Here is a 26,587-nt window from a genome sequence, read left to right on the forward strand (position 1 = left end):
CCTACGCGGCCTTGCGGGCGGGTTCGCTGCGGTAGCGGGAGGCGGGGCCGTGGATGCCCAGGAGGCGCCAGGCGACCTTGGCGACGGGGTTCATCAGGCCGCTGGTGGTGGCCAGCGCTCGGACGTCGCCGAAGATGTTGCGCATGGTGGTCTGGGACTCGGCGCTGCCCCAGTAGGCCTCGCGCATCACCTCCGCGGGGATGTCGAACTTCTCCACGAACTCCTTGGGCGGAGTCATGATCATGTCGAGCATGATCCGCATCGCGGTCGGGAAGAGCAGCGACAGCACGAACTTGGTGGCCGGATTCATGCCGGGCACATTGCGGCGCAGGTATTCGTGCGCGAACGAGATGTGGCGAGCTTCTTCCGCCACGTGGATCTGCATCACGCGCTGCACCATCGGGTGCAGGTCGGTTCCGGCGCGCAGCAGCGATTTCTGCAGGTGGTCGATGGGCTCCTCGCCGCCGAGGATCATCGTGAAGAACAGTTCCGGGAAGTACTTCACGGCCGGCCAGATGATCATGGTCAGCTTGCGGTCGATGGTGCCCATGCCGACCACATCCTCGCCGATGCGGTTGATCATCTCCTGGAACATCATCGTGTGGTTGCACTCTTCGGCCGCCTCGTGGGTCACGTAGCGGAATTCCGGATCTCCGTTGGGCACCGACACCAGGTACTGCATCAGACCGCGGATCAGCAGCTGCTCGAAGTCCAGGCCGACCTTGGCGATACCGGCCTGCCGCCACATCCCCATGGCGATCTGGCGTTCCACCGGCTGCGCCTTGTACCAGGGGTGGCGGCCCAGCGGATCCTCGTCCGGCATGATCCAGCGGGTATCGGTCGGATCGACCGCGAATTCCGGTGAGTCCCAATCGATGTCGACGTAGGGATCGAAGTTCTTGTGCACAGACCCCTCGGACAGACCGCGCAGGATCTCGTGATACTCGGGATCGGCCGACGTGTTCTTTACGGCAGTGGACGGCATCTTCGGTGTCTCCTTCGCAGTACTCCTCTTGCGAAAGTAACCGATACTGAGCGTCACATGCAACCGGTTTATCGGGCGTGATCGCGGGCATTACGAGCTGTTCTGCTCCGATCGCAGATTCGCCATGATCTCCGCGACGGTGAGTTTGCGTCCCGGCTGGTGCTCGTCGGAGTCGGCGTGGCGACGCCTCCGAGAACCGGCGGTACCCATGGTCGGCGCCGGTTGGGCGGGAGCCAGCCGCGGCACCGAGGAACTCGGGCGCGCGTCGCCGGATTCGGCGGGGGCCGACGTTGCCTCGGACGCCCCGTTCGCCGACGTGGCGGAGGTCGCCGCGGACGCAGCACCGGCGACCTGCCCGTCGCCGGGCGACTCGGCCGATCCGGACTCCGGCGATCGAGACGTCGACGGTTCGGACTTCGGGGACGATTCCCCCTCCTCATCCGGCCCCTCCGCCGAGACCACGGCGGTCTCGGCCGTCACCGGATCGTCGTACGGACTGGCGAAGGCCGGGGGCTCGGGATGATCGGGATCGAAGACCGGCGAGACCACGTGCAGGGGCACGGCGGGCGCACTCCACGCGTCCCAGGTGTCGGTTTCCTGCGAGCTACCGTTCGCCACGGTGGCCCGGGTGAGCTCTTGCACCCGTACGGCCTCGGCGCGCAGCGCCGGTCGGTCGACCAGTAGGTCGCCGTCGAACAGCCGCTGCAGGCTTTCGCGCAACACGGTCAGCTCGCTTCGCAGCGCGGCCAGTTCGGCGGCGTCCGCGCCGACCTCCCGGCGCACCCGAGATTCGACGCCGAGTTCGTATTCGCGCCGGGCGGTGATCTCGCGTTCGAGCTGCAACTCGTAGACCTTCTGCAGGTCACGAGCCTTGGCCTGATCGATCGCCGCATCCCGGCGATAGCGGGTCGCCGCCAGCGCGGCCACCGCGGCGGCCCACAGAGCCGCGACCAAACCGACCCGAACCAGCTGCACATTGTTGCTGAAAATCAGAAACACACTGGCAATCAGACCGAGCAGAATTAATACGCCGACGACGATTTTTCCCGCGTTGTCCCGCTGTCGCGGGGAAGCACTGCTACGGGAGGGTGAAACCATGTCCGCAAGGGTAGCTCGAATAGCGGATTTCGGCGCGCAGCCGGTCCGGAACTCTACTCAGTCGTGATAGCTATGGGGTAGCTGGTTCGTCTGGTGGCTCGTGTGGCGCGCGGCAGCAATACTCCAGCCACAGCGCGGCGGCGACCAGCACCACACCGGCGATCAGACCCACGATGGCGCCGGGTGTGTCCGAGGCGGCCGCGTGCATCTCCGACCGCTGCGGCAGCACCCAGATCAGGAAGCCCAGCCACACGCCGGCCGCCAGCGAACCCACCTGTGCCGAGGCCTTCGCCAGCGCCACCGCACGGGCCGCGGTGATCGGATGCAACTGTTTCGGACCGTCACCGATGCGGTGATCGCCGACGCGGGCGCGAATCACGAACGCCAGCACCGCTTCCACGGCCGCCACCGGATACAGCGAGGCACCCGCGATCACCGTGATCGGCGGAAAGCTCGAATAGGCCCAGCGGGTCGCCACCCACGCCACCGCGGCGGCGATGACGACATTCGCCAGCAGATCCAGAATCTTGGTCGGCCTCATGACGTTCATGACCAGCCACCGTTCATCGTCGCGCCACTCATCGATCCGCCGCGGACAGCGACAGGTCGGTGAGCCGGACGCCGTCGATGTCGCCCGGATCGAGTTCGGCGAGCAGCTCTCGAATCGGCCGGGTGCGGCCGAGCACCTGCAGCGTCGCATCGGGTTCGACTTCGGCCCACGGCACCAGGACGAACGCGCGATGATGCGCCTGCGGATGCGGCAGCGTCAGTTCGGGGTCCGCACTGGTCACCGGGCGCAGCCCCGCGGGGCCACGCTCGGCGCACCAGATCACGTCGACATCCAGAGTCCGTGCGCCCCAGCGGATCTCGCGGACCCGCCCGGACCGCTGTTCCAACCGCTGTCCGCGTTCGAGCCAATCGCGCGGGCCCAACTCCGAATCCTGGACCACCACAACGGCATTGAGGTAGTCCTCCTGCGGCACTCCACCCCACGGCGCGGTCGAGTACACCGACGAGACCGCGACCACCTGCGGGGTCAGCGCCTCCACCACACTGCGCAGATGGGCGAGCCGATCACCCAGATTCGACCCGATCGACAGCACCGCACGGCTCATCCGGCCACCTCCGGGGTCCGCGGTACCTCTCGCCGCCTGGTGGCCACCACGCGGACATCGGCGAAGGTGTGCGGAATCGGCGCCGAGGGTTTGTGCACGACCACCTCCGCGGCGGTGACGCGCTCGTCGCGCATCACATCGTCGGCGATCTCGGCGGCGACGGTCTCGATGAGATTGCGCGGTGGACCGGAGACGATCGCGACCGCGCGTTGCGCCAGCTCGCCGTAGTCGACGGTGGCCGACAGCTCATCGGTCGCGGCCGCCTTCGCGAAATCCAGCCACAGGGTGATGTCGACCAGGAATTCCTGGCCGTCGCGGCGCTCGAAGTCGAAGCAGCCGTGGTGACCGTAGGCGCGCAGACCGCGCAGCTCGATGCGATCGGTACTCACTCGCTCCCCTGATGGTGTGAACCGGATTCGGCGGCCCGCCGCTGCCCGGATTCGGCGGCCCGCCGCTGCCCGGATTCGGCGGCCCGCCGCCACGCATCCGCGACGGCGATGGCGTCGAGCGACGACCGCACGTCGTGTACTCGCACGCCCCATGCGCCGTGCTGGGCGGCCAGGGCGGAGATGGTCGCGGTGGCGACCTCACGCCCGTCGGGCGGGCGCGGGCCGGACTCGTCGGCCAGCAGCGAACCAAGGAAACGCTTGCGGGAGGCACCGACCAGAATCGGCAGGCCCTGAGCCGTCAGTTCCGGCAGTGCGCCCAGCAAGGCCCAGTTGTGCTCGGCGTTCTTGGCGAAGCCGAGGCCGGGGTCCAGTACCAGCCGGCTCGGATGCACGCCGGCCGCCATGGCCAGATCCACCTGAGACGAGAGTTCGGCCAGCACCTCGCGCACGACGTCGTCGTAGTGGTCGGCCGGGCCGATGTGGCGATGGTCGGCATTCGCCCGCCAGTGCATCAGAATCCACGGAATCTCCGCGGCGGCAACGACTTTCACCATCTCGGCATCCGCGCGACCGCCGGATACGTCGTTGACCACGCTCACTCCGGCGTCGATCGCGGCGGCCGCGACACTCGCCCGCATGGTGTCCACGCTGGTCGGAACGCCGGCCTCCACCAGGCCGCGAATCACCGGGACCACCCGCTGGGCCTCGGTCTCGGGATCGATGCGCACGGCGCCCGGGCGGGTGGATTCACCGCCCACATCGATGATGTCGGCGCCCGCCTCGTACAACCGCACCCCGTGGGCGACCGCGACCGCCGGATCGAGGTAGCGGCCGCCGTCGGAGAAGGAGTCGCTGGTGACGTTCACCACGCCCATCACCACGCACGAGCGCCCGTCCCGGGGAGTGATCACTGCGCTCATGGGCGATCGCTCATTTGCGCAGGATCAGGTCGAGGGCCTCGGCCCGCGAGGCCGCGTTGGTCTGCAGCAGGCCGCGGACCGCGGAGGTGGTGGTGCTCGCGCCCGGCTTGCGGATGCCGCGCATCGCCATGCACAGATGCTCGGCCTCCACCACGACGATGGCGCCGCGCGGATCCAGCTTCCGCATGACCGCATCGGCGATCTGGCTGGTCAGCCGCTCCTGGACCTGCGGCCGCTTGGCGTACAGATCGACCAGGCGGGCCAGTTTGGACAGACCGGTGACCCGGCCCTGGGGGCCCGGGATGTATCCGACGTGAGCGACCCCGTGGAAGGACACCAGGTGGTGTTCGCAGGTCGAGTACATCGGAATGTCGCGCACCAGCACCAGTTCCTGATGTCCTTCGTCGAAGGTGGTGTTGAGCACCGAATCCGGTTCCACGTACAGACCCGCGAACATTTCGAGATAGGCACGCGCGACCCGAGCGGGGGTATCGATCAGCCCGGGGCGGTCGGGGTCCTCGCCGACCGCGACCAGTAGTTCACGTACCGCGGCCTCGGCCCGCTTCTGATCGAAGGTCCGTCCGGTCCCCAGCGCGACCGGAGCCGGTGCCTCCGCAACCACGGCGGCACCCGCGCCCGACGCCGAATCGGACCCGGCGGGAGCGCTGTTGTTGGCCGACATACGAGGACACCTCCACAATCACGTAAATCAACGCGCCGACAGCGCGGTTCGACCGTCGAGCCTAATCGCAGCCGGTCAGCGGTGGCTGTTCGGTCCGTCCCAATCGCCGTGATCCTGGGTGCCGTTCTGCGTCGAACCCTCCTGGTCTCCGGACCATTCGGGTCGGCGATGACCGCCGCCGTAACGCTGCTGTTCGCCATAGCGCTGCGGCTCGCCGTATCCCTGAGAGCCGCCGTACTCCGGCTGCTGCGGCGATCCCCCCTTGGACGGATCCTCCTGCGGCGGCCAGCCCGGGGCCGACCAACCGGCGGGAGCGCCGTAATCGGGCCGGGACCCGTGCGTGCCCTGCCGCGGATATCCCGGGCCACCCGCGGGCCGCGGGTAGTTGCCGGGCTGCGGGGCCGGATAACCGTAGCCGGGGGTCGGAGCCGGCGCCGGGGTCCGATACCCCTCCTGCGGATAACCGTTGGCCGGCACCGGCTGCGGAGCGGGCTGCTGGTCCGGCTTACGCGTTTCGGCTTCCTCGGGCCACGGTTCACCGCGTTCGGCGGCGAGCTCGCGCGGGGTCTTCACCGGCGGCCGGTCCGAGGGCACGCGTTCACCGAAATCGTTGAAGGCGGTGATGCGCGGACGCTTGTCGACGGTGGCGAGCACCTGCTCGAGGTCCTTGCGATGCAGGGTCTCGCGCTCCAGCAGCGCACTGGCCAGCGCGTCGAGTTCGTCGCGATATTCGTTGAGGATCGCCCAGGCCTCGGTGTGCGCGGCCTCGATGAGGTTGCGCACCTCCTCGTCGATCTCGCGGGCCACCTCGTGCGAGTAATCCGAGCCGGTACCCATCGTGCGGCCCAGGAACGGATCACCCTGTTCCTGTCCGTAGCGCACAGCGCCCAGCCGCGCACTCATGCCGTATTCGGTGACCATCGCACGCGCGATCTTGGTCGCCTGGTCGATATCGGACGAGGCGCCGGTTGTCGGCTCGTGGAAGACCAACTCCTCGGCGGCGCGGCCACCCATGGCCATCACCAGGCGGGCGATCATCTCCGAACGGGTCATCAGGCCCTTGTCGTCCTCGGGCACGGTCATGGCGTGGCCGCCGGTGCGACCGCGGGCCAGGATGGTGACCTTGTAGACGGGCTCGATATCCGGCATCGCCCACGCGGCCAGGGTGTGGCCACCCTCGTGGTAGGCGGTGATCTTCTTCTCGTGCTCGCTGATGATCCGGCTCTTGCGGCGCGGGCCGCCGATCACGCGGTCGACCGATTCCTCCAGCGCCGGACCGGTGATGACGTTGCCGTGCTCACGCGCGGTGAGCAGCGCGGCCTCGTTGATCACATTGGCCAGATCCGCACCCGACATGCCGACGGTGCGCTTGGCGAGCCCGTCCAGGTCGGCATCGGGCGCGATCGGCTTGCCCTGCGAATGCACCCGCAGAATCGCCCGCCGACCGGCGAGGTCCGGATTGCCGACCGGGATCTGCCGGTCGAAGCGGCCCGGGCGCAGCAGCGCCGGGTCCAGGATGTCCGGGCGGTTGGTGGCCGCGATGATGATCACACCGGTGCGGTCGCCGAAACCGTCCATCTCGACGAGCAACTGGTTCAGCGTCTGCTCGCGTTCGTCGTGCCCACCACCGAGGCCGGCGCCACGCTGGCGGCCGACCGCGTCGATCTCGTCGACGAAGATGATGCAGGGGCTGTTCTGCTTGGCCTGATCGAACAGGTCGCGCACACGCGAGGCGCCGACACCGACGAACATCTCCACGAAGTCGGAACCGGAGATGGTGAAGAACGGCACCCCGGCCTCACCCGCGACCGCGCGGGCCAGCAGCGTCTTACCGGTTCCGGGCGGGCCGTAGAGCAGCACGCCCTTGGGGATCTTGGCGCCCAGCGCCTGATACCGAGCCGGATTCTGCAGGAAGTCCTTGATCTCGTACAGCTCTTCGACGGCCTCGTCGGCACCGGCCACATCGGCGAATGTGGTCTTGGGCATGTCCTTCGACAGCTGTTTGGCCTTGGATTTACCGAAGCCCATCATGCCGCCGCGGCCACCGCCCTGCATCCGGGCCATCACGAAGACGAACAGGCCCAGCAGAATCACCATCGGCAGGACGAACAGCAGCACCTGGGTGAACCAGCTGTCCTGTTTGACCGCGGTGTTGTACGGCGCTCCGGACTGCTGCACGTCGCGCAGGATCTGCGCGGAGACCTCGCTGCCGCCGGGGTACTTGGCCATGATCTGGGTCTGGCCGCCGGTGGCGTCGTTGCCCTGTTTCAGGGTGATGCGCAGCTGCTGTTCTTTGTCATCGATCTGGACCTGCTTGACGTTCTGCTTGTCGGCAAGCTGGGTGAGCGCCACCGAGGTATCGACGTTCTTCCAGCCGCGCGTGTCGTTGCTGAAGTAGCTGACCAGATAGATCACGAGCAGGATGCCCGCGACTATGGCCAGGTTGCGAAACACTGTCTTGCGGTTCATAGAGCGTCGGCCGGCGGGCCAGTCCTTTCCGGTGTTTCCGGTGTATGCCTACTATGCGTCGGGCGGGGCCGTATCCATACCGGCACCGACCGGGTCGGGCAGAACGGATGCGGACAAGCCACGTTACCGCGTACGGTCTACTCGATACATCGCGCAGTTCGGCAGCTGATGCAGTTCAACAGGTAAACGGTCGGAGAACGCTGGTGGTTCCCGGCCGACCGGGCGATCACCTCACGGTGTCCGTCCAAGTGGTCCCAATCATGGCATGCACGACCTATTGTGAGCGACAACACAGGACGAACGCAGGGGGTATGGACATAGTCGAGCTACGGACACCCACAGCGATACTGCGCCACGGCGGCGGGCGACTCCAGGTTCTGCGGCCGGGCACCGATGGCGAGCGGGTGCTCGACGTTCCGGTGTCGGACCTGCTCAAGGTCCGGCTGAACCGGCGCGCCGACGACGCCGTCGTGATCGAAATCTATCTGCGTTATCCGAGTCCGGTCCTCACCGGCGTCCCGGCCGACCGCACCCCGCTCCCGGTGCTGATCGCCGAACACGACGTGCCGGCCGCGACCGTGATCGTGGAGCGGATCAACTCCCAGATCCTGGCCACCCAGCGCATCGACATGTCGGCACCCGATCTGGTGCCACCCGCGCCGGTCTGGGGCAAGACCGGCCCGACCCGGGCCGACGTGGACCGCGCGGTCCGGCGGATGGCGCCGCGGCGGGAGACCCGCTCGGCCGCCGGAGCGCTGCACACGATGGTCACACCCGATGAATTCATGCTGGAGACGGCGATGGTCACCGCGGTCCCACCGGCCGGACGGGGACGCGGACTCCTGGCCGTCACCACCGGGCGGGTGCTGCTGCTCTCGATCGGATCCACTCCCCGCTACGCGCACGAGATGCCGGTTTCGGCGCTGATCTCGGCCGAGGTCGGTAAGGGTTCGGGCGACGAGCCGGGTGGCGATTACGGCATCGACCTCACCGACGGCAACAGGACGCTGAGTTTTCTGGGCACCGACCGGGCCGATACCGATCGGATCGTCGGCGCGGTGAATTTCGCGATTCAGCGCGAGTCCGCCGACGGCGCCGTAGCGCCGCCGGACCCCGGCGTGGCACAGCTGTATTCGGAGTGGGAATTGCTGGTCGAGCGTCATTCGCTGGCGATGGTCGACGATGCGCAGTTCCAGCGTTACGGCCGCGGGATCCTGCGCTCGCTCCCCGACTGAGCCGCGCTACTCCCCCTGGAGTGCGATGCGCCGCCACGGACTGGTCGGCCGCATCCATAGCCGGACCAGTTCGAGCCGCCGATCGGTGCCGCCGGACTTGAGTACGGCCATATCCTCACAGGCCTGCCAGTAGGTCCAGCCGGTGAGATAGGCGTCGCCGAACTGCCGCCAATTGCGGTAGCGCTTCTGCGCCGGCGGCAACGCGCGCATCACATAGTCCCAGGCGGTATCGGCCTCGAGGTAGCCCGCGGTGAAGGCCATCCGCGCCACCGCCACCACCCGGGCGAGGTCCCAGGCCTGGATATCGGCCGGCAGCGGCTGCACCAGATGGCCGGTCAGATCGAGTTTGATCGCCTGGGACCAGATGTCGTAGTCGCGAACCAGCGCCTCCGGGTTGTCCATTCCCCGAAACGCCCCGACCTGCCGCAGGAAAGCCCGATGCCGATCGGCGCGTTCGCCGAAGCGGTCCCGTTCGGGCGAGTTGAGGGCCGCGTTCACCAGGGGATGGACCAATGCGTACAGCGGCGCGTGCATCCCTTCCAGGAGCTGTTCCATCGACGCCATCGCCTCGGTCCCGTCGGTGATTCCCCAGGCCCCGGTGAGGGTGTCGATGGCCAGTTCACGGCGGTCGCCGAGCGGATGTTCTCGCTCGGGTCCGAGCAACAGCGCGTCGTGGAACGCGTCCCAGCGGGCGGAATAGAACGCCCCCAGGGACAGCGCGCGCAATTCGTCGTCGGAAACCTGAGCGCCGGACCAGTGGTCGTCCTCGCGCTCGTCCAGCTCCGAGTAGGGGAAAGTGGTCAGGGTCGGCATGTCGCGGGCAGCCATGGTTCCGATTGTGTCGTATCGGCCATCCGGGAGTCCGGTTATCTCCCGATGCCGTGTCGACTGTGACCCGAGGTCCGCTTCTGGACGCTCCGCCACAGTCCGATACACACATTTTTCACATTTGCCGTTTCATCGGGCGCCGCAAGCCCCTGGCGAGGGCTACTCTCGGCGCCATGGGTAGCAACATCACCGTGCTGCGCGGGCTCGAACCCCGCGCCACCGAGCAGGAAATCTTCGCTGCCGCACAGGAATACGTGCGGAAGGTGGGTGGCCTGACGGGTCTGTCGTATGTCACGAAGCCGGCCTTCGACAAGGCGGTGGCCGCCGTGGCCGCGGCGACGACGACGTTGCTGGCTGAACTGCCCGATCATCCGGTGACCGCGGCGGCCGAACCGCCGCTGCGCGCGACCGGCGACCGGGTCTGAGCACTCACACCCCGTAGACCGCGACGCATTCCAGCGCCAGCTCGAGCCGCAGCCCGCAGTCCTCGATGCGGCGCCCGAGCGTTTCCTCGATGCGCTGAATGCGGTAGCGGACCGTGTTCTTGTGCACGCCCAGGCGTGCCGCCGCGCCCTCCGGGCTGCGGTGGCAGCGTAGATAGGCGAGCAGCGTCTCGCGCAGCCGCGCCGAATTCGCATCCGGGGCGGCCAGCGCTCCGAGTTCCCGCCGGATCAGCGCGCGCATCCCCGCGACGTCCGCACCGGCCAGATATGCCGGTTCGACCTGCGCGTACGGCAGCACCCGGCCGAGTTCGACGGCCGCGCGCTCGGCCACCTGCCGTGCCGCGATCGCATCGCGGTGGCTCTGCCGGAATCCCGCCACGCCCGTCCCGGACGACCCCAGCGTGAGGCGCATCGGCGCGGCGACGATATCCCCGGCTACCGCCGCGACGGCCTCGGCATCGGCCGCGATCCACGCCCACAGCGCCGCCGATCCGGCCGGAACGGTGAGCACGCCGACCCCGCCGAGCGCATGGGCCAGCCGCGTAGCCGTACGTTCCAACCGGCCGAGTTCATCGCTGCCGCCGGCCAGCCGGTCGTCGGCCGGCGCGCCCCGGTCCCCCGCGCGGCCGTCGTTTCCGGCGGCTCCGTCGCCGGGCGGCCCGGTCGCGGCATCCTCGCCGTCCGCTCGGCCGTCGCCCGCGCCGGGGGCGTCGATCCAGCCGGCGAACCCGTCCCCGGCGGACAGGAGCGCACCGGCCCGGCGGTCGGCGGGATCGGTCCACAGGACGATCGCGACCTGGCGTTGCGCGAGGCGGAACCCCAGCCGCGCCGAGGCGTAGTCCGCGTCGACGTCCTCCCCGGACAACAAGGTGCGCACGATTTCGGTGCGCTGGTTGAGGGCCGCGCGCAGACCACGCTCCCGCTCCTGCATATAGGTGTCGGTCAGCGCCTCGACGGAGGTGTTCACCCAGCGGGTGGAGCGTTCGAACAGCCGGATCAGCGCCGAGCGTTCGAACTGCTCGGGCAGCCGGCGTTCGTCGATCACCTCGGTCATGTAGTCGATCGCGGCCTCCTGGCCGGCGTGGTAGACCCGCAGCAGCAGCCGCAGGTCGTAGCCGCGACGGGCCAAGGTGCGGGCGAAGGCGTGTGCCTGTTCGGGGACCGCGTACTCCATCGCATCCTGGGTGAGACCGCTGAGAACCGCCAGAGCATGCGCCCGGGTGCTGGATTCCAGGTCGCGGCGCAGATCTCGATCGGTCAGTTCCGGCACGCGGCCGATGATCTGCGCGTCGAGCCGGGCCACCATCTGTTCGAGGGTCTCCCCCCGCAGTGTCTCGGCAACGAAATCGGCCATCCACTGCCGGACCGCCACATCGGACGGAGCTGTCGCCATCACCGATCCCCCTGTGTCGCACGATCTCGTCCCGCGGCCTCCGATCGCTGTCGGGTGGCCGCGGGAACTTTGTGCTCTGGTGCCAAATTCCAGCCGAGTCCTTGACCGCAAAGACCAAGCAGCGCGCGATTCATTGTGACACGATCATAGATCAGTGAAGTGATTCACATCATCAACCGTTCGCAGCGCAGCGCACGTGGGGAGAGACAGCATCGTGCCGAATACCGAACCGTCACCCGGCGAATCCACGCCCGGGAAGTCGACCGGCGCAAACAAGCCGGCCGCCCGCAAGACCGCAGGCCGCACCGCGGCCAAGAAGACGCCCGCGAAGTCGGTGGCCGAGTCCGCCCCGGCCGCGAAGTCGCGCACTCCTGCGAAGTCGCGCACTCCGGCCGCCGAGAAGAAATCGGCACCGGCCACCGCGAAGCCGGCCGCGTCGTCCGGGCGGCAGGCGACGGCGGTCGCGACCGAGGTGGCCACCGAGATCGAGGTGCGCAATCCCGCGACCGGCGAGCTGGTGGGCACCGTCCCCGCCGAATCGGCCGACGCGGTGGCCGCGAAGGTCCGCGAATTGCGTCTCTACCAGCCCGGTTGGGAGGCCATCGGGCCGGAGGGCCGCAAGGAATGGCTGCTGAAGCTGCAGGACTGGATCATCGACCACACCGACCATCTCGCCGATGTGCTGCAGTCGGAAACCGGCAAGGCGCGCGTCGACGCGCTGATCGATCCGAGCTTCTCGGTCGACCTCACCGGCTACTACGCCCGGCGGGCAGGCAAGTTCCTCTCCGACGAACACCCGTCCCCACACAGCCCGCTGGCCCGGGTCAAGAAGCTGACCACCGCCTATCGGCCCTATCCCGTGGTCGGCGTGATCACGCCATGGAACTTCCCGCTGGCGATGCCGGTGATCGACGTGATTCCGGCGCTGGCGGCGGGTGCGGCGGTCGTCCTCAAGCCGTCCGAGGTGACTCCGCTGTCCGCGCTGGAACTGGCGCGCGGCTGGTCCGAAATCGGTGCGCCGCCGGTCCTGGCCGTGGTGACCGGCGCCGGCGAGACGGGTGCGGCGGTCGTCGACAACGTCGACTACGTGCAGTTCACGGGGTCGACGAAGACCGGTAAGCGGATCGCCGCCGCCTGCGTGGAGCGGCTCATCCCCTACAGCCTGGAACTCGGCGGTAAGGATCCGGCGATCGTGCTGGCCGACGCCGATATCGACCGCGCCGCCTACGGCATCGCGTTCGGCGGCCTGTTCAACGCCGGCCAGGTGTGCATCTCGGTCGAGCGGGTCTACGTCGAGGCGCCGGTCTACGACACCTTCGTCGAGAAACTGGCCGCGCACGTGCGCGAACTGCGGCAGGGCGCCGACGGCCGGGAGCCGAAATACGATGTGGGCGCGCTGGCCAACGACGCGCAGAAATCCATCGTCTCCGACCACGTCGAGGATGCGATCGCCAAGGGCGCGCGGGCCGTGACCGGCGGTAAGGCCACCGGTGTGGGCACCTTCTACCAGCCGACCGTGCTGGCCGACGTCGACCATTCGATGAGCTGTATGACCGAGGAGACCTTCGGCCCGACCATCCCGGTGATGAAGGTCGCCGACGAGGCGGAAGCCGTTCGGCTGGCCAACGATTCGATCTACGGCCTGTCCGCGTCGGTGTGGACCGGCGACAAGGCCCGCGGGGAACGCGTCGCGCGCCAATTGAATGCGGGCGCGGTGAACATCAACGACGTGTTCGCCAACATGTTCAGCTTCGCGCTGCCCATGGGCGGCTGGCAGCAGTCCGGCGTGGGCGCGCGCTGGGGCGGCGCCGACGGCGTGCGCAAATACTGCCGCAAACAGGCCATCACCGTGCCGATCCTGCCCACGCAGGAAAAAGAACTCATGTGGTTCCCGTACAACACCACCAAACTCGGTTTCGCGCTGGCCGCGATGCGCGCCGCGGGTGCGCGCGGCATGCGCCGGCTGGGCATCAAGGACGTGCTCGACACGGTCGGAGGGAAGAAGTGACCGACTTCGGCAAGATCAACGGCAAGGTCGTCGTCATCACGGGCGGTGCCCGCGGTATCGGCCTGGCGACCGCGACGCGGCTGCAGCAACTCGGTGCCAAGATCGCCATCGGCGATGTGGACGAGACGGCCGTCAAACAGTCCGGCACCGAGCACGATTTCGACCATTACGGCCGCGTGGACGTCACCGACCAGCAGTCGTTCAGCAGTTTCCTCGACGAGGTGGAACGGGCGCTGGGCCCCGTCGATGTGCTGATCAACAATGCCGGCATCATGCCCACCGGCAAGGTGGTCGACGAACCGGATGCGCTGACCCGCCGCATCATCGACATCAATGTCTACGGCGTCATCCTGGGCTCGAAGCTGGCGCTGGCCCGGATGCTGCCGCGGCGCAGCGGCCACATCATCAATATCGCCTCCCTCGCCGGTGAGACCCACATCCCCGGCCTGGCGACCTACAACGCCACCAAACACGCGGTCCTGGGCTTCACCGACACGCTGCGGGAGGAGTACCGCGATACCGGCGTGTCGTTCTCCTCGGTGCTGCCGACGCTGACGAATACCGAACTGGGATCAGGCGTTTCGGCGCCGAAGCTGATGCGCCCGGCCGAGCCGGAGGAGATCGCCGAGGCCATCGCGAAACTGCTGGTCGCGCCGAAGTCGAAGGTACGCGTGACCAAGGTGGCCGGCGCCATCTCGCAGGTGGTCGGGTTGCTGCCGGAAGCGGTGGGCGATGCGATCGGACGTGCCCTGGGCGCGCAGCAGACGTTCCTCGGCGACGTGGATTCGGCGGCCCGCAAGGCGTACGAGGAGCGGGTCCGCAGCGGGACCGAATAGCGCGGCACGAGCGAAACGAGCTGTCCGGCCGCGGTGTCCGGTGGGTGCCGCGGCCACCGTGCATCCGCCACGCCCCGTGATCATTCAACGGTGTGCCTCACCGAAAGTGATAACTTGCGCGACAACATCGAAAACAGCCCATATCGACCACAACGCGACGGGGGCTTCGACATATGCACGACGAGGGCACCGCACTGACCGACGCGACATCGGACGCCGTCTCGCGCGCCACCCGGGAGGTAGCAGTGGACGCAGACGAAACCACCGGTTCGGACCCAGCGGATCCGGGCTCCGGGTCGCCGTCGGAAAACGCTCAACCGCAGCACGATTCCAGCGCCGATCCGGAGTCGAAGACCCCGCCGGGCGACCACCCCGGCACCGATGAGTCCGCAGCTACCGAAGGCCCTGCGGACACCGGGAAGTCCACGCCCACTCGGCGCCACGACTCGCCCTCGTCGGCGGTCGGCCCGAAGCCCGCGAGCAGCGAGCCGGTCACCGGCGGCGGTGCCGCGGAGGCCGAGAAGGCCCCCGATCCGGCGAAGTTGAGGACCGCCACGGCGATCGCCGCCGCGGTGCGCGACGGCCTGGTCACGGCCGGGCAGGTCATCGATGCCGCATTGGATCGAATCGCCGGCGGCGACGCGCGGGTCGGCGCCTTCCACACCGTCCGCGCGGATCAGGCCCGGGCCGAGAGCCGCGCCTTGGCCGACCGCGCCGATCTCGACATCCTGCCGCTGGCCGGTGTGCCCGTGGCGGTGAAGAACAACATCGATGTGACCGGCGAAGTCACCGCCGCGGGCTCGCGCGCGGGGTCCGGCCTGCCGGCCACCGCCGATCACCCGGTGGTTCGGCGGTTGCGGGCCGCGGGCGCGGTCGTGGTGGGCCTGACCGAGATGCCGGAGGGCGGGCTCTGGGGCACCTCCGACACGCCCGACCGAATTGCGCGCTCTCCCTGGAATGTTCGCTACAGCGCCGGCGGATCGTCGGGTGGTTCGGGCGCCGCGGTCGGCGCCGGACTCGTGCCGGTGGCCCACGGTAACGACGGACTCGGGTCGGTGCGCATACCCGCCGCCTGCTGCGGCGTATTCGGCATCAAGCCGGGGCGCGGCGTGGTTCCGGCCCAGGTCGGTGTCGACTCCTGGGGCGGCATGACCGAGAACGGAGTGCTCGCGACCACGGTCGCCGACGCGGCGCTGATGCTGTCGGTGCTGGCCGACCGGCCCGCCCTGGCCGACCTGGAACCGCCCACACCACTGCGCCTCGCGATCGCGGCCGGATCGCCGTCCCCGCTCGTGCGGGTGGACGAGCACTGGGCCGCGGCCGCGCAGACGGCCGCCCGCCTGGCCGGGGAGGCCGGGCACACCGTTGCCGCCGCCGCGCTGCCGTATCAGGGCGCGACCACGGCGCTCGCGGTGCGCTGGGTGGCCAACGCCGCCCGGGAGGAGGGCGCGGTGGCGAATCCGGAACTGCTGCAACGCCGTAGCCGCGTGCATATCGCGCTGGGCCGGGCGGTGCTGAAGGCCGGGCTGGTCCGGCCGAATCAGGTCGACCGGATCGAGGCGCGGTTGCTCGACTTCTTCGAGCAGCACGATGTGGTGATCACCCCGACACTGGCCACGCCCGCCCCCGCGGCACGCAATTGGCACGCGCGCGGCTGGCTGGCCAATGTGCTTGCCAACGTGCGCTTCTCGCCGTTCACGCCGCTGTGGAATCTGGTCGGCTGGCCGGCGGTGAGCGTCCCGATGGGACTGCACCCGCGCACCGGGACGCCGGTGGCGGCGCAGCTGGCCGGGCCGCCCGGCAGCGAATCGACGCTGCTACGCCTCGCCGCTCAACTGGAGGCGGCGCAACCCTGGCAGCGCACCGCCTGAGCGTCCCCCGGACTGCCTAGCGGTCGTCTTCGACGACGGAAAATCCCCCGGCGACAACGCGATTGGCGAAATCGAGGATGGTCGGCCGGTCGTCGTCCGCGCGCCACACCATGGCGAGTTCACACGGTGCGAGGCCGGCGACCGGGCGGGCGGTGAGCCCGGGCCACCGATACATCGGCACATTGTTCTCGGCCAGCAGGCAGACTCCGAGTCCGAGGCTGACGGCCTCGAGCCGCTCCTCCGCGGTGGCGGCCTCGCCGCCGATCTTGGCCTGACGGCCGCCGCGGGCGTCGCCGCCGAGCCAGAAGTCGCGTGCCGCACCGGCTTCGGCGGGCATCGCGATGAACGGCTCGTCGATCAGATCGGCGAAGTCGATGCTCTCCTGGTCGGCCAGCCGGTGGTTCTCCGGGAGGAGCACCCACCTCGCCTCGGTGCGCAGCACCTGCCAGCGGTAACGCCCGGAATCGGGCACCGGCAGCCACATCAGCGCCAGGTCGGCCTGCCGGCCCGCGAGCCCGCTGGAAGGATCGGTCCACGACGCCGAATGCAGCGCCAGCCGATGTCCGCTGGCGCTTTCCAGTTCGGCGATCAGACCGCGGCCGATCGAACTCTGGATACCGACCCGCAGTACCTCGCCGGCCTCCTGGAGAGCCACGTTGGTGACCTCCCAGAGCTCCAGGATGCGGCGGGCGCCCTCGAGCAGCTCTTTACCGGCGACGGTCAGCGCCACGCTGCGCTGGTTGCGATCGAACAGGACCACGTCGAGCTGACGCTCGAGCTGGCGGATCTGCCGCGAGAGGGTGGGTTGAGCGATGTGCAGTCGCTGAGCGGCATTGGTGAAGTGCAGTTCCTCAGCGACGGCGACGAAGTACCGCAGGTCGCGCAAATGCGGGTCCATAGCACCTTGCTATCAGAATCGGTCTTGGAAATCCAGCCGCTTTCGACCTTCGAGTCTGAATAGAGGGTCAGAAACAGCCAAACGGTTTGTTACCGACAGCATAGAGCTCCGCCATAACTCCAGCACAATCGCCTCGGAAAATTTCCAGCGAACGCGACCGCCGTCGCCGGGAGCCGATGAAACGGCTTCACCGCGCGCGACGACCAGCGGTGATGTCACAGTGCGCGCCACGCACCGATCTCCCCCGCCGAGGCAGCCCGTTATCCGGACCGACCAGCAACTTCCATCGATAGCGATTGCGCAGGGAACATCCTCAAACGGTGATTTTCGCCACAGTCCGGCGGAATTCGGTCACCGATTCGGTCATCCGCCCAGTTCAGGCGCTGTAGACCCGCGGGTTGAGGGTGCCGATGTAGGGCAGATCGCGGTAACGCTCGGCGTAGTCCAGTCCGTACCCGACGACGAATTCGTTCGGGATGTCGAAGCCGACGTGCGCGACCTCGATGTGGGTGCGCAGGGCGTCCGGTTTACGCAGCAGCGTCACCACCTCCAGGGAGGCGGGGTTGCGGCTGGAGAGGTTGCGCATCAGCCACGACAGCGTGAGACCGGAGTCGATGATGTCCTCGACGATCAGCACATTGCGCCCGGCGATGTCCTTGTCCAGATCCTTCAGAATCCGGACCACGCCCGAGGAGGAGGTGGACGACCCGTACGAGGAGACGGCCATGAACTCCATCTGCGTCGGGATCGGCAGCGCCTGCGCCAGCTCGGTCATGAAGAAGATCGCGCCCTTGAGCACGCCGACCAGCAGCAGGTCACCCTCCGGCGCGTCCGGGGGATATCGCTTCGCGATGAGTTCGGCCAGCTCGTCGACCTTGGCTCGGATCTGCTCCTCGGTGATCAGCACCGACGCTATGTCGTCCCCGTACACGTGTGCTGGCTTCCCTTCGGGTCGTTATCGTGCAAACGCCAACGTCAGCCTGCCACGTTCGCGCCTGGCAACCAACCTGATCCCCGGCATTCCTCCGCCGACCGCGACGCCGCCCTGGCCGTGCCACTCGGTGATCAAGGACTCGACCGCACGTAAATGCTTGTCCGTCAAGGCTTTTGCACCACCGTCGAGCAGCCAGGCCCGGATGACGCGACGACGAATCGCGGGCGGCACCGTGGCGAGTGTCTCGACCGACAGTGACGAACCATCACGCGCGTCGATCAGCAATCGATCGGCAATCGCATCGAGCGCCTCGCCGTCCTCGCGCAGTTGCGCGGCCGTGCGCGCCAGTGCGGGCGCCACACCCCCGCCCAGAACCTCCTCCAGCAGTGGCAGCACCTCGGACCGCAGCCGGACGCGGGTGAATTCGGGGGCGGCGTTGTGCGGGTCCTCGTGCGGGCAGAGCGCCAGATCCCGGCACATCTCCCGAGTGACCGCGCGCCGCACGCCCAGCAGCGGCCTGCCCCAGGGCTCGTCGTATTCGGCCATCCCCTGGATCGATCGCTGGCCCGAGCCGCGCGCCAATCCGAGCAGCACGGTTTCGGCCTGATCGTCCAGGGTGTGCCCGACCAGCACCGGAAGCCCATCGCGCAGCTCGTCCAGCGCCGCATAGCGAGCCTGCCGGGCGGCGGCCTCCGGCCCGCCCGGCCCGGTCACCGACACCCGGCACACCCGGACCGACCGGCATCCCAGCCGACGGGCAACCTCGGCGGCCTCCTCCGCGACGGCCGCCGAACCTTCCTGCAAGCCGTGATCCACGATGAGCGCGTCGGCCGCTGCGGCCTCGGCCACCGCCGCGGCCGTGAGTGCCAGCGAATCCGCCCCGCCCGAGAGCGCGACGGCGACGACCCCGGCCGGCGCATAGCGCGCGAGCCAATCCCGTACGGCGTGCCGCATGACCAAGACGGCTCGGGTCTCGGGCAATCGCGCCCCGTCCGCCGCCCGCGCCTCCTGTGCGCGCAACCAGTCCGGCCCGAATGCCGAGGGCGTCTCCGCATCGTCGGGCGATCGGATCTCCGCCGCCGACACCGGATCCGTTCCCGGCGCCTCCGCGGGCAGATCCGCCGGGTTCATCCCAGGACTCGGTCGATCCATCGTTGCGGCGTGCTGATCTCGTCGGGACGGGGCAGGGTGTCGGCGTCGGTCCAGACGGTGTTGAACCGCTGCATGCCGACCTTGCCGACGACCTCGTCGACGAACGCCTTACCGCGCACGTACTGCGCGACCTTCGCGTCGACGCCGAGCAGGGCGCGCAACAGGCGCTGGACGGGGTTGGCCGGGCGCCGGCGTCGCTGATCGAAGGCCTCGCGGATCTGCGCGACGGTCGGAACCACGGCCGGGCCGACGGCATCCATCACGTGATCGGCATGGCCCTCCAGCAAGGTGCCGAGCATGAGCAACCGATCCAGCGCCTCGCGCTGCGGCGGCGGCTGGGTGGCCCGCAGCAGGCCGAGGATGCCGCGATCGGCCGGATCGTCGCCGACCCCGTTGTCGCGCCGGCGGCGCAGCTCCTCCATCAGCCTGGTCAGTACCTCGTTCACCGATTCGTCGCCGACGGCGCCGAGGGTGTCGACGTTCTGCTTCATGTAGTCGCCGAGCCACGGCGCCGAGGAGAACTGCACCCGATGCGTCACCTCGTGCAAACAGACCCACAGCCGGAAATCGCTGGGCAGGACCCCGAGCGCGCGCTCCACGGCCATGATGTTGGGGGCGACCAGCAACAGGGTGCCGTCCGGCCCGCTGAACGGATCGTATTGGCCGAGGATCGCCGTCGACAGGAAAGCCAGCATCGCCCCGGCCTGAACCCCGGCCGGTTTCCCGGCGAAGCGGCCGCGGTCGTCGTCGGCGGTTCCGGTGAGTTCGGACATGGATTCGGCGGCCGCGCGGATCCAGCCGCGGCGATCGACGATGGTGGCCTGCGGGACGGGCTGGTCGTCGAGGAGCAGACTCACCTCGCGCACCGGGCCCTCGGCGCGCACGGACGCCTCGGACAGTTCCTGGACGACCTGTTCGGCCGAATACCGCGTGGTGCGGGGACCGGACGGCACGACGGCGCTACCCGCGCGTGCGGCGAGCCGCCAATCGACCGAGCCGGCCAGCACCGAGCGCTTCGCGGCCGGGTTCTTCGCCAGGTCCGTGGGTTCGCGACCGGCGACCACCGCCTCGTCGGCGGTACGGCCATCGGCGGGGTCACCGGATCCGGTCATCGCATTTCCACCCGTCAGGAGCATCCACAGTTGCGAAGCGTGGTGGCGACGGCGTCCAGTGCCGGGCGGCTGGCCTCGGGGGGCCGGTCGTTCGACATCAGCGCGAAGGTCATGACTCGCCCGTCGCGATCCAACACATATCCAGCCAACGCGCTCGACACGGACAGAGTTCCGGTCTTGGCGCGCACCCAGCCCGCACCGGCGCGTTGGGGCCCGCCGTCGACGAACCGCACGGACAGCGATCCGGTCCCGCCGGCGACCGGCAGATAGTCCAGCAGCGGCGCCAGCGGAGAGGCGACCGCGGCGCTGTCACCGGTGTTCACCACCGGGGGCGCGGAGGTGCCGGCCGGATCCGCACCGCCCGGCTGCGCGGACGCGGCCGACTCGGCGATGATCCGGTCGAGCAGTCGTGCCGGAACCCGGTCGTCGGTGGACAGGCCGCTGTTGTCGATCTGGGTGACGCCCGCGGTGTCGAAACCCGCCGCCTTCAACGCCGTCAGGGTGGCGGAGGCGGCACCGGCGAACGACTGCTCGCCACCGGTCGCCGCGGCGATCTCCCGGCCGATCGTCTCGGCGAGCACATCGTCGGAGTGAATCATCATGTCCCGCAAGCGGTCCCGCAACTGCGCGGATTCCACGTGAGCCAGTTCGGCGGCTCCGGGCGCGGCCCTGCCCGGCCGGACCTTCGCGGGGTCGGCGCCCAGCTCCAGCGCGAGGCGGCGACCCGCGTCCAATGCGGGTGTGGCCGAGCGCGGCGAATATTCGACCAGCGGGTCGAGACGGCCGCCGTCGATCATCACCGGTTCGATCGGCGCCCACGAACCGCCCGCGATATCGGCCGGATCCCAGCCGGCCGGCGAGGTCGGGCCCGAGTACAGCGAGGTGTCGACCACGACCGTGTCAACCGGATGGCCGGCGGCACGAATCTGCGCCACCAGATCCGACACCTTCGGCCCGTTCGGGTAGTACCCCTTGCCGTCGGCCTGCGCGGTGAGGGTCGGATCACCGGCGCCGACCAGCACCACCTCACCGGGCGCCGAACCGGCCACCACCCGCGTGGTGAGCCGATGGTCCGGCGGCAGGACCAGCAGGGCCGCCGCCGCGGTCATGACCTTCAGGGTGGACGCCGGGATCATCGGCTTGTCCGGATCGGCGCTCCACAGCATGGTGCGCGTATCGGGGTCGGAGATCGATCCGGCGAAATTGCCCAGGTCCGGACTGGTCGCCACCTGGGCCAGAGCGTTCGCCAGGCCCTGGCGGCTGGGTTCGGGGGCACTCACCGAGGCGGGATTCAGCTGCGGAAAGGGCTTCACGGGGGCCGGGGGTGCGGCTATCGTCAAACCCCCGTGCCGGAATTCGTCGGTCCAGGGCCGCACCGTCACCAGGGCGACCGTGGCCACGACAACGGCGACAACGGTTGCGACCAGCACCGCGACCCACATATTGCGGCGGCGGCGAGCGGCCAGCCCACCGATGTTCTTACCTCGACCTACCACGTGACAGCTGTCTCCCTATTCACCCGTGTGAGGCGGACGCTCCCTGCCGCACCCATGCGCGCATCGACCACACTATCCTCACCTCGCCGGCGTTCCACCGAACGAGCTGGCGAGTCGGCAACCCACCGAACCGGTCGGCGAGCCGGCCGCGGCACACGCCGGCGTGCAGCCGTACCGCATCAACGCATACGCATCGGACGAAGGAGATGACGTGGAGTTCGACGTCACCATCGAGATCCCCAAGGGGCAGCGCAACAAGTACGAGGTCGACCACGAGACGGGTCGGGTGCGGCTGGACCGCTACCTCTACACCCCGATGGTCTACCCGGCCGACTACGGCTACATCGAGAACACGCTGGGCTCCGACGGCGACCCACTGGACTGCCTGGTGCTGCTGCCCGAGTCGGTGTTCCCCGGCGTGATCGTCGAGGCCCGCCCGGTGGGTGTGCTGCTGATGAGCGACGAGGCCGGCGGCGACGAGAAGGTCGTCGCGGTTCCGGCCGGTGACAAGCGCTGGGATCACATCCAGGACGTCGACGACATCCCGGAATTCGAGCGCAAGGCCATCGAGCACTTCTTCGAGCACTACAAGGACCTCGAGCCCGGCAAGTGGGTCAAGGTCGACGGCTGGGACGGCCGGGCCAAGGCCGAGACCCTTGCCACCGAGGCGTTCGAGCGGCTGCGGGAGCAGGGCGGGCACTGAGTGCCGGTCGACGGCGCTCGCGGGCGTATGCGTCCCGCCGAGCGCCGTCGCGGATCCGCCGAGCTACTTGCCCCGGAAGTTCGGCTTGCGCTTCTCGAAGACGGCCTGGATCGCCTCGGTCAGATCCTCCGAGGGCAGGAAGGCCGCGTTCCACGTCGACACGTACCGCAGTCCATCGGCCACCTTGCCGGCCTTGGGCTGATCGAGCACGTCCTTGATGCCCTGCACGACCAGCGGCGGGTTCGCGGCGATCTCCTCGGCCAGCGTGTGCGCGGCGGCCAGAACCGCCTCCTGGTCCGGGTAGACGTCGTTGACGAGACCGATCTTCTCGGCGCGCGCGGCGTCGATGTCCTTGCCGGTGTAGGCGAGTTCGCGCACATGACCCTCGCCGATGATGCCCGGCAACCGGTGCAGCGACCCGATGTCGGCGACGATGGCGACCTTGGCCTCGCGCAGGCTGAAGCTGGCCTCGGCGCTGGCCAGGCGGATATCCGCGGCGGCGATCAGATCGAGTCCGCCGCCTACGCACCAGCCGGAGATCGCGGCGATCACGGGTTTGCGGCAGTCGGCGACCGCGGTCACCGAGGCCTGCATGCGCCGGATCTCGTAGAGGAAATCGGTGCGCGGTGCGGCCAGGGCCTTCTCGGCCAGCAGCGGACCGAAGGTCGGGCTCATCGCGGGCAGATCGAGACCGTAGGAGAAGTGCTTACCGGAACCGGTGAGCACGATCGCGCGGATCTCCGGGTCGGCGTCCAGCTCGCCGAAGATCAGCGGCAACTCACTCCAGAAATCCGGGCCCATGGCATTGCCCTTGCCGGGCCCGGTCAGCGTCACTCTCGCGACGTGACCGGTGCGCTCGACGTCGAAAGCCTTCCAATCACTCATTCGGCCAGCGTATCGGGGCAGTTCGGCGGCACCGGGACAGCGGTCGGGATTGCGGGAGCGCGGGCAGGACGTAGGTTGGAGGCGTGAGCAGTTCCCAGCGACCCGACGCCGAGCTGGCCGATCTCGACCCTCAGGATCTCGAACCTCAGCACGACGGCGTCACCGCCGCGCAGTACCGAGCGGCCATGCGCCACTATCCCGCCGGAGTGACGATCGTCACCCTGAGACGGCAGGAACGCCCGGTGGGTTTCACCGCCACCTCCTTCGCCTCGCTGTCGCTGGACCCGCCGTTGATCTCGTTCAACATCGCCCACACCTCCTCGTCCATCGACGCGATGACCGAGGCCGATTCGGTCGTCGTCCATTTCCTCGGCGACCATCAACAGCATCTGGCACAACGGTTTTCACGCGCCGCCGCAGAGCGTTTCGCCGACCGGGAATCGTGGTCGACGCTCGAGACGGGCGAGCCGGTGCTGCACGGCACCCCGATCTGGGTGCGCGCCACCGTGCACCGGTTGATCCCCATCGGCGACCACACCCTGGTGGTCGGGTTGGTCACCCGCGTGCACGACGACACCGGCGGTGAACCGATGCGCAACCCGCTGCTGTACTACAACGGCACCTATCATCGCCCAGCCGGATTGGACTGAGCCACAAGCGCTTTCACGCGACTCCCGATTCGCTGGGCGGCGCGGCGCGTTTGCCGCTCGCGAGGCCGGCGCTTGACAATGCCGGGCGAGTTCTGCCACTCTCGGCTCAGGTCACGAGTACCAGCGTCAAGCCCCGGCTAGCTGGTCGGCAACCCTCCTCCGCGGTGGGGTGCTCCGGGTGACGACCTGGCCGCTGCTCGACCGAGCACGGCAAGCGCGGACTCCGATCACCCTCCACATCCGGAGTCCCTGAACAAAGGGATCGCCCCGATGCGTACTGCTGTCTCGACAACTGCCGTAGCCACCGCCGAAACCGTTGCCCCGCAGCAGGTTTGCTCGAACACAGGCTGCGCCGGCACCTTCTGCGCCTGCTCGGTATCGGACCGCGCCGACCATGCCACTCGCGCCTGCCGCACCGGCGAGCCGATCGCCCGCGTCTCCGGCTGCGATCTGCGAGTTCCCCTGGTACAGGGCGGTTTCCGCACCTACGCCAACTTCGACTACGCCGCCAGCGCCCCCGCGCTGGCCCAGGTCATCGACCGGGTGAACGAACTGCTCCCCTATTACGCCAGCGTGCACCGCGGCGCCGGATACGCCTCCCGCATCAGCACCGATTGCTATGAGGCAGCGCGGATTTCGGTGGCCCGGGCGGTGAACTGCGCCGACGATCAGGTGGTGGTGTTCACTCGCAACACCACCGACTCGCTGAATCTGCTGGCCTGCTGCGTTCCCGGCGACACCGTGGTGCTCGACATCGAGCATCACGCGAACTTCCTGCCCTGGACGCGCCGCGGCCGCCGGGTGGTCCCCGCAGCCGAGACGATCACCGGGACGCTGCATCGGATCGAGGCCGAGTTGTGCGCGAAACCCGCTGCGCTGCTTGCTGTTACCGGTGCGTCGAATGTGACGGGTGAAGTGCTGCCGCTGGCGGAACTGACCGCGATCGCGCATCGTCACGGCGCCCGCATCCTGGTCGATGCCGCGCAGCTGGCCCCGCATCGTCGCATCGACCTGCAGTCGTTCGCGGAATCCGGCGGAACCGGCATCGACTACCTGGCCTTCTCCGGCCACAAGCTGTACGCGCCCTTCGGCGCCGGGGTGCTGGTGGGTCGCCGGGACTGGCTGGACGCGGCGCCGCCGTATCTGGCCGGCGGCGGGGCGGTCACCGCCGTCACCACCGAGCAGGCGCACTGGGCGCCCGCACCGCAGCGGCACGAGGCGGGATCGCCGAACGTCCTGGGCGCGGCGGCGGTCGCGGCGGCCTGTGAGGCGTTGAGCGCCCTCGACGAACACGCCGTGGCCGAGCACGAACACCATCTGATCCGCCGCCTGCGCGACGGACTGACAACCGTTGCGGGCGTGCGGCAACTGCGCATCTTCGCCGACAGCGCCGACAGCGCCGACAGTGTGGGCATCGTGGCGTTCACCGTCGACGGGTTCGAGCCCGGCCGGATCGCGGCGTATCTGTCGGCCGAATACGGCATCGGCGTCCGCGACGGTCGATTCTGCGCTCATCCCCTGCTGCGACGGCTCGGCGTGGACGGCGCGGTCCGTGCCAGTGTCGGCCTCGGCACGTCGGCCGACGATGTCGATCGGCTGATCGAGGCCCTGAGCCGATTGGTTCGACACGGTGCGCAGTGGAACTACACGTGCACCGAAGGACAGTGGTCCCCCGCCCCGGAAACCCGGCCGGGGCTGACCGAGGCGGCGCGCGGGGCGACTCCGTGCGCCCAGGATTTCAGCGCCCAGGATTTCAGCGCCCGGGTATGACGCGCCAGGGTCCGGCTCACGGCACCAGGTAGCGGGCAGCCAACTCCTCGACCAGCGGATCGCCGTCGGCGACGGAATCGAGGGCCTCGAGGTCGTTCTCGATGGCGATCTGGCGTGGGTCGTCCTGCTCGGCGTCCGGCGTACCGTCCTCGTTCAATTGGCGCACCATCTTCTGGCGCACCCGAGCCTTGAGCGAATCGGCTATCTCCTGGGTCATACTTCCAGCATGCCCGCCTAGACCGGGGCCAACCATGTACCCCAGGGGGTGTTGCGGGCGACGGTGAACACCACGAGCAGCCCGATCAACCACCATTGCGCCTGGCCACGAAGGGTGAAGGGAAAGGCGGCGTCGGCTCTGCCGCGCCATCGTCCCAGGGCCCACCGCCCCCACCACAGTGCGAGGGTGAGCAGCAGCGGAAGCACGAAGACGTTGCTGTGCAGCGCGTCGAGCACCCGGCCGTCGGTGAGATTGTGCACAGCGCGCAATCCGCCGCATCCCGGGCACCACCACCCGGTCAGCGCATGGAACGGACATACCCCGTACGCCCCCTGGCTGTGCGGATCGCGAAAGTGCAGCACCGTAGCCGCGGCGACCACCGCACCGGCCGCCAGCACCGGCCCGCCCTGAGCGCGCCATCCGGTGCGCGGCACCGACCGTTCGCCGGGCAGCTCGCGCGCGATATCCACAGAGTTCACGGTAATCGGCGGGCGCGGT

Annotated in this window: 26 protein-coding genes and 1 riboswitch; of the genes, 8 read left to right on the plus strand and 18 right to left on the minus strand. The window is 68.9% G+C overall.

Annotation, left to right across the window (positions count from 1 at the left end; translation table 11 throughout):
• Position 1 precedes the first annotated feature (1 nt).
• From NA3_RS03565 to ftsH, 8 genes are all read right to left on the minus strand, one after another.
• Positions 2-985, minus strand: coding sequence for an AurF N-oxygenase family protein (locus tag NA3_RS03565; protein WP_062962125.1), 984 nt, complete (start codon positions 983-985; stop codon positions 2-4).
• 90 nt (positions 986-1,075) lie between these two features.
• Positions 1,076-2,083: a DUF6779 domain-containing protein gene (locus NA3_RS03570; RefSeq protein WP_062962126.1), complete on the minus strand. Its 1,008-nt coding sequence runs from the start codon at positions 2,081-2,083 to the stop codon at positions 1,076-1,078.
• A gap of 70 nt (positions 2,084-2,153) precedes the next feature.
• Positions 2,154-2,624 carry a DUF3180 domain-containing protein gene (locus tag NA3_RS03575; RefSeq protein ID WP_062962197.1) on the minus strand — a complete coding sequence of 157 codons (471 nt, stop codon included), beginning with the start codon at positions 2,622-2,624 and terminating at the stop codon, positions 2,154-2,156.
• Positions 2,625-2,661: 37 nt separating this feature from the next.
• Positions 2,662-3,198: a 2-amino-4-hydroxy-6-hydroxymethyldihydropteridine diphosphokinase gene (folK, locus tag NA3_RS03580; protein ID WP_062962127.1), complete on the minus strand. Its 537-nt coding sequence runs from the start codon at positions 3,196-3,198 to the stop codon at positions 2,662-2,664.
• Positions 3,195-3,587, minus strand: coding sequence for a dihydroneopterin aldolase (gene folB / locus NA3_RS03585; RefSeq protein ID WP_062962128.1), 393 nt, complete (start codon positions 3,585-3,587; stop codon positions 3,195-3,197). The genes folK and folB overlap by 4 nt, the downstream gene beginning before the upstream one ends.
• Complete coding sequence (folP, locus tag NA3_RS03590; protein WP_084491018.1) at positions 3,584-4,507, minus strand: dihydropteroate synthase; 924 nt, start codon at positions 4,505-4,507, stop codon at positions 3,584-3,586. The genes folB and folP overlap by 4 nt, the downstream gene beginning before the upstream one ends.
• A 10-nt stretch (positions 4,508-4,517) precedes the next feature.
• Positions 4,518-5,189, minus strand: coding sequence for a GTP cyclohydrolase I FolE (folE, locus tag NA3_RS03595; protein WP_062962129.1), 672 nt, complete (start codon positions 5,187-5,189; stop codon positions 4,518-4,520).
• A 75-nt stretch (positions 5,190-5,264) separates the two neighbouring features.
• Positions 5,265-7,658: an ATP-dependent zinc metalloprotease FtsH gene (gene ftsH / locus NA3_RS03600; protein ID WP_062962130.1), complete on the minus strand. Its 2,394-nt coding sequence runs from the start codon at positions 7,656-7,658 to the stop codon at positions 5,265-5,267.
• 311 nt (positions 7,659-7,969) lie between these two features.
• On the opposite strand from ftsH, the gene NA3_RS03605 reads away from it, so the two are divergent.
• The gene (locus NA3_RS03605; protein ID WP_062962131.1) at positions 7,970-8,893 is read left to right on the plus strand and encodes a hypothetical protein; all 924 of its coding nucleotides are present in this window, start codon (positions 7,970-7,972) and stop codon (positions 8,891-8,893) included.
• Between the two features lie 6 nt (positions 8,894-8,899).
• Here NA3_RS03605 and NA3_RS03610 read toward each other — a convergent pair whose 3' ends face one another.
• Complete coding sequence (locus NA3_RS03610) at positions 8,900-9,721, minus strand: DUF1266 domain-containing protein (RefSeq protein ID WP_227995401.1); 822 nt, start codon at positions 9,719-9,721, stop codon at positions 8,900-8,902.
• 173 nt (positions 9,722-9,894) lie between these two features.
• On the opposite strand from NA3_RS03610, the gene NA3_RS03615 reads away from it, so the two are divergent.
• Positions 9,895-10,146 carry a DUF2277 domain-containing protein gene (locus NA3_RS03615; RefSeq protein WP_062962132.1) on the plus strand — a complete coding sequence of 84 codons (252 nt, stop codon included), beginning with the start codon at positions 9,895-9,897 and terminating at the stop codon, positions 10,144-10,146.
• Between the two features lie 4 nt (positions 10,147-10,150).
• Here the strand turns inward: NA3_RS03615 and NA3_RS03620 are convergent, their stop codons facing one another.
• Positions 10,151-11,557 carry a PucR family transcriptional regulator gene (locus NA3_RS03620; protein WP_062962133.1) on the minus strand — a complete coding sequence of 469 codons (1,407 nt, stop codon included), beginning with the start codon at positions 11,555-11,557 and terminating at the stop codon, positions 10,151-10,153.
• A gap of 484 nt (positions 11,558-12,041) precedes the next feature.
• Between NA3_RS03620 and NA3_RS03630 the strand changes: the two genes are divergently transcribed.
• From NA3_RS03630 to NA3_RS03640, 3 genes are all read left to right on the plus strand, one after another.
• Positions 12,042-13,565, plus strand: a complete 1,524-nt coding sequence (locus NA3_RS03630) for an aldehyde dehydrogenase family protein (RefSeq protein ID WP_372464274.1) — start codon at positions 12,042-12,044, stop codon at positions 13,563-13,565.
• Positions 13,562-14,401 (plus strand): SDR family oxidoreductase, encoded by an 840-nt coding sequence (locus NA3_RS03635; protein ID WP_062962136.1) that lies wholly within the window; start codon positions 13,562-13,564, stop codon positions 14,399-14,401. Before NA3_RS03630 ends, NA3_RS03635 begins: the two co-directional genes overlap by 4 nt.
• Before the next feature lie 542 nt (positions 14,402-14,943).
• Positions 14,944-16,272, plus strand: a complete 1,329-nt coding sequence (locus NA3_RS03640; RefSeq protein WP_062962199.1) for an amidase — start codon at positions 14,944-14,946, stop codon at positions 16,270-16,272.
• A gap of 16 nt (positions 16,273-16,288) precedes the next feature.
• On the opposite strand, the gene NA3_RS03645 is transcribed toward NA3_RS03640, so the two are convergent.
• The 5 genes from NA3_RS03645 to NA3_RS03665 all read right to left on the minus strand — a co-directional run bounded on the left by NA3_RS03645 (position 16,289) and on the right by NA3_RS03665 (position 21,810).
• Entirely contained in the window at positions 16,289-17,170 is an 882-nt protein-coding gene (locus NA3_RS03645; protein WP_062962137.1) for a LysR family transcriptional regulator, read from the minus strand.
• Positions 17,171-17,546: 376 nt separating this feature from the next.
• Positions 17,547-18,101, minus strand: coding sequence for a hypoxanthine phosphoribosyltransferase (hpt, locus tag NA3_RS03650; protein ID WP_030517362.1), 555 nt, complete (start codon positions 18,099-18,101; stop codon positions 17,547-17,549).
• Positions 18,102-18,125: 24 nt separating this feature from the next.
• Positions 18,126-19,058, minus strand: a complete 933-nt coding sequence (tilS, locus tag NA3_RS03655; RefSeq protein ID WP_062962200.1) for a tRNA lysidine(34) synthetase TilS — start codon at positions 19,056-19,058, stop codon at positions 18,126-18,128.
• A gap of 173 nt (positions 19,059-19,231) precedes the next feature.
• Positions 19,232-20,368 (minus strand): zinc-dependent metalloprotease, encoded by a 1,137-nt coding sequence (locus NA3_RS03660; RefSeq protein WP_084491023.1) that lies wholly within the window; start codon positions 20,366-20,368, stop codon positions 19,232-19,234.
• A gap of 14 nt (positions 20,369-20,382) precedes the next feature.
• The gene (locus NA3_RS03665; protein ID WP_084491026.1) at positions 20,383-21,810 is read right to left on the minus strand and encodes a D-alanyl-D-alanine carboxypeptidase/D-alanyl-D-alanine-endopeptidase; all 1,428 of its coding nucleotides are present in this window, start codon (positions 21,808-21,810) and stop codon (positions 20,383-20,385) included.
• A 265-nt stretch (positions 21,811-22,075) separates the two neighbouring features.
• Here NA3_RS03665 and ppa point away from each other — a divergent pair, with 265 nt between their 5' ends.
• Positions 22,076-22,567, plus strand: a complete 492-nt coding sequence (gene ppa / locus NA3_RS03670) for an inorganic diphosphatase (protein ID WP_062962203.1) — start codon at positions 22,076-22,078, stop codon at positions 22,565-22,567.
• Positions 22,568-22,630: 63 nt separating this feature from the next.
• Here ppa and NA3_RS03675 read toward each other — a convergent pair whose 3' ends face one another.
• Entirely contained in the window at positions 22,631-23,452 is an 822-nt protein-coding gene (locus tag NA3_RS03675) for a crotonase/enoyl-CoA hydratase family protein (protein WP_062962138.1), read from the minus strand.
• An 83-nt stretch (positions 23,453-23,535) separates the two neighbouring features.
• On the opposite strand from NA3_RS03675, the gene NA3_RS03680 reads away from it, so the two are divergent.
• Positions 23,536-24,102 (plus strand): flavin reductase family protein, encoded by a 567-nt coding sequence (locus NA3_RS03680; protein WP_062962139.1) that lies wholly within the window; start codon positions 23,536-23,538, stop codon positions 24,100-24,102.
• A 109-nt stretch (positions 24,103-24,211) separates the two neighbouring features.
• A riboswitch (SAM riboswitch) is annotated at positions 24,212-24,325 on the plus strand.
• A gap of 47 nt (positions 24,326-24,372) precedes the next feature.
• A complete protein-coding gene (locus NA3_RS03685; protein ID WP_084491029.1) occupies positions 24,373-25,872 on the plus strand; it encodes an aminotransferase class V-fold PLP-dependent enzyme in 1,500 nt (499 codons plus the stop codon).
• 16 nt (positions 25,873-25,888) lie between these two features.
• Here the strand turns inward: NA3_RS03685 and NA3_RS03690 are convergent, their stop codons facing one another.
• Together NA3_RS03690 and NA3_RS03695 are read right to left on the minus strand one after the other, a co-directional pair.
• On the minus strand, positions 25,889-26,077 hold the full coding sequence (locus NA3_RS03690; RefSeq protein WP_062962205.1) for a hypothetical protein: 189 nt from the start codon (positions 26,075-26,077) through the stop codon (positions 25,889-25,891).
• Positions 26,078-26,106: 29 nt separating this feature from the next.
• Positions 26,107-26,559 carry a DUF2752 domain-containing protein gene (locus NA3_RS03695; RefSeq protein ID WP_084491031.1) on the minus strand — a complete coding sequence of 151 codons (453 nt, stop codon included), beginning with the start codon at positions 26,557-26,559 and terminating at the stop codon, positions 26,107-26,109.
• Positions 26,560-26,587: the final 28 nt, after the last annotated feature.

It is taken from the genome of Nocardia africana NBRC 100379 (assembly GCF_001612635.1).
Classification (GTDB): Bacteria; Actinomycetota; Actinomycetes; order Mycobacteriales; family Mycobacteriaceae; genus Nocardia; species Nocardia africana.

Excerpts from the sequence above, each read along its gene's own strand:
- NA3_RS03565 (WP_062962125.1), bottom strand. The coding sequence starts at position 985 with ATGCCGTCCACTGCCGTAAAGAACACGTCGGCCGATCCCGAGTATCAC.
- NA3_RS03570 (WP_062962126.1), bottom strand. The coding sequence starts at position 2,083 with ATGGTTTCACCCTCCCGTAGCAGTGCTTCCCCGCGACAGCGGGACAAC.
- NA3_RS03575 (WP_062962197.1), bottom strand. The coding sequence starts at position 2,624 with ATGAGGCCGACCAAGATTCTGGATCTGCTGGCGAATGTCGTCATCGCC.
- folK (WP_062962127.1), bottom strand. The coding sequence starts at position 3,198 with ATGAGCCGTGCGGTGCTGTCGATCGGGTCGAATCTGGGTGATCGGCTC.
- folP (WP_084491018.1), bottom strand. The coding sequence starts at position 4,507 with ATGAGCGCAGTGATCACTCCCCGGGACGGGCGCTCGTGCGTGGTGATG.
- folE (WP_062962129.1), bottom strand. The coding sequence starts at position 5,189 with ATGTCGGCCAACAACAGCGCTCCCGCCGGGTCCGATTCGGCGTCGGGC.
- ftsH (WP_062962130.1), bottom strand. The coding sequence starts at position 7,658 with ATGAACCGCAAGACAGTGTTTCGCAACCTGGCCATAGTCGCGGGCATC.
- NA3_RS03605 (WP_062962131.1), top strand. The coding sequence starts at position 7,970 with ATGGACATAGTCGAGCTACGGACACCCACAGCGATACTGCGCCACGGC.
- NA3_RS03610 (WP_227995401.1), bottom strand. The coding sequence starts at position 9,721 with ATGGCTGCCCGCGACATGCCGACCCTGACCACTTTCCCCTACTCGGAG.
- NA3_RS03615 (WP_062962132.1), top strand. The coding sequence starts at position 9,895 with ATGGGTAGCAACATCACCGTGCTGCGCGGGCTCGAACCCCGCGCCACC.
- NA3_RS03620 (WP_062962133.1), bottom strand. The coding sequence starts at position 11,557 with ATGGCGACAGCTCCGTCCGATGTGGCGGTCCGGCAGTGGATGGCCGAT.
- NA3_RS03645 (WP_062962137.1), bottom strand. The coding sequence starts at position 17,170 with ATGGACCCGCATTTGCGCGACCTGCGGTACTTCGTCGCCGTCGCTGAG.
- tilS (WP_062962200.1), bottom strand. The coding sequence starts at position 19,058 with ATGCGGCACGCCGTACGGGATTGGCTCGCGCGCTATGCGCCGGCCGGG.
- NA3_RS03660 (WP_084491023.1), bottom strand. The coding sequence starts at position 20,368 with ATGACCGGATCCGGTGACCCCGCCGATGGCCGTACCGCCGACGAGGCG.
- NA3_RS03665 (WP_084491026.1), bottom strand. The coding sequence starts at position 21,810 with ATGTGGGTCGCGGTGCTGGTCGCAACCGTTGTCGCCGTTGTCGTGGCC.
- NA3_RS03675 (WP_062962138.1), bottom strand. The coding sequence starts at position 23,452 with ATGAGTGATTGGAAGGCTTTCGACGTCGAGCGCACCGGTCACGTCGCG.
- NA3_RS03685 (WP_084491029.1), top strand. The coding sequence starts at position 24,373 with ATGCGTACTGCTGTCTCGACAACTGCCGTAGCCACCGCCGAAACCGTT.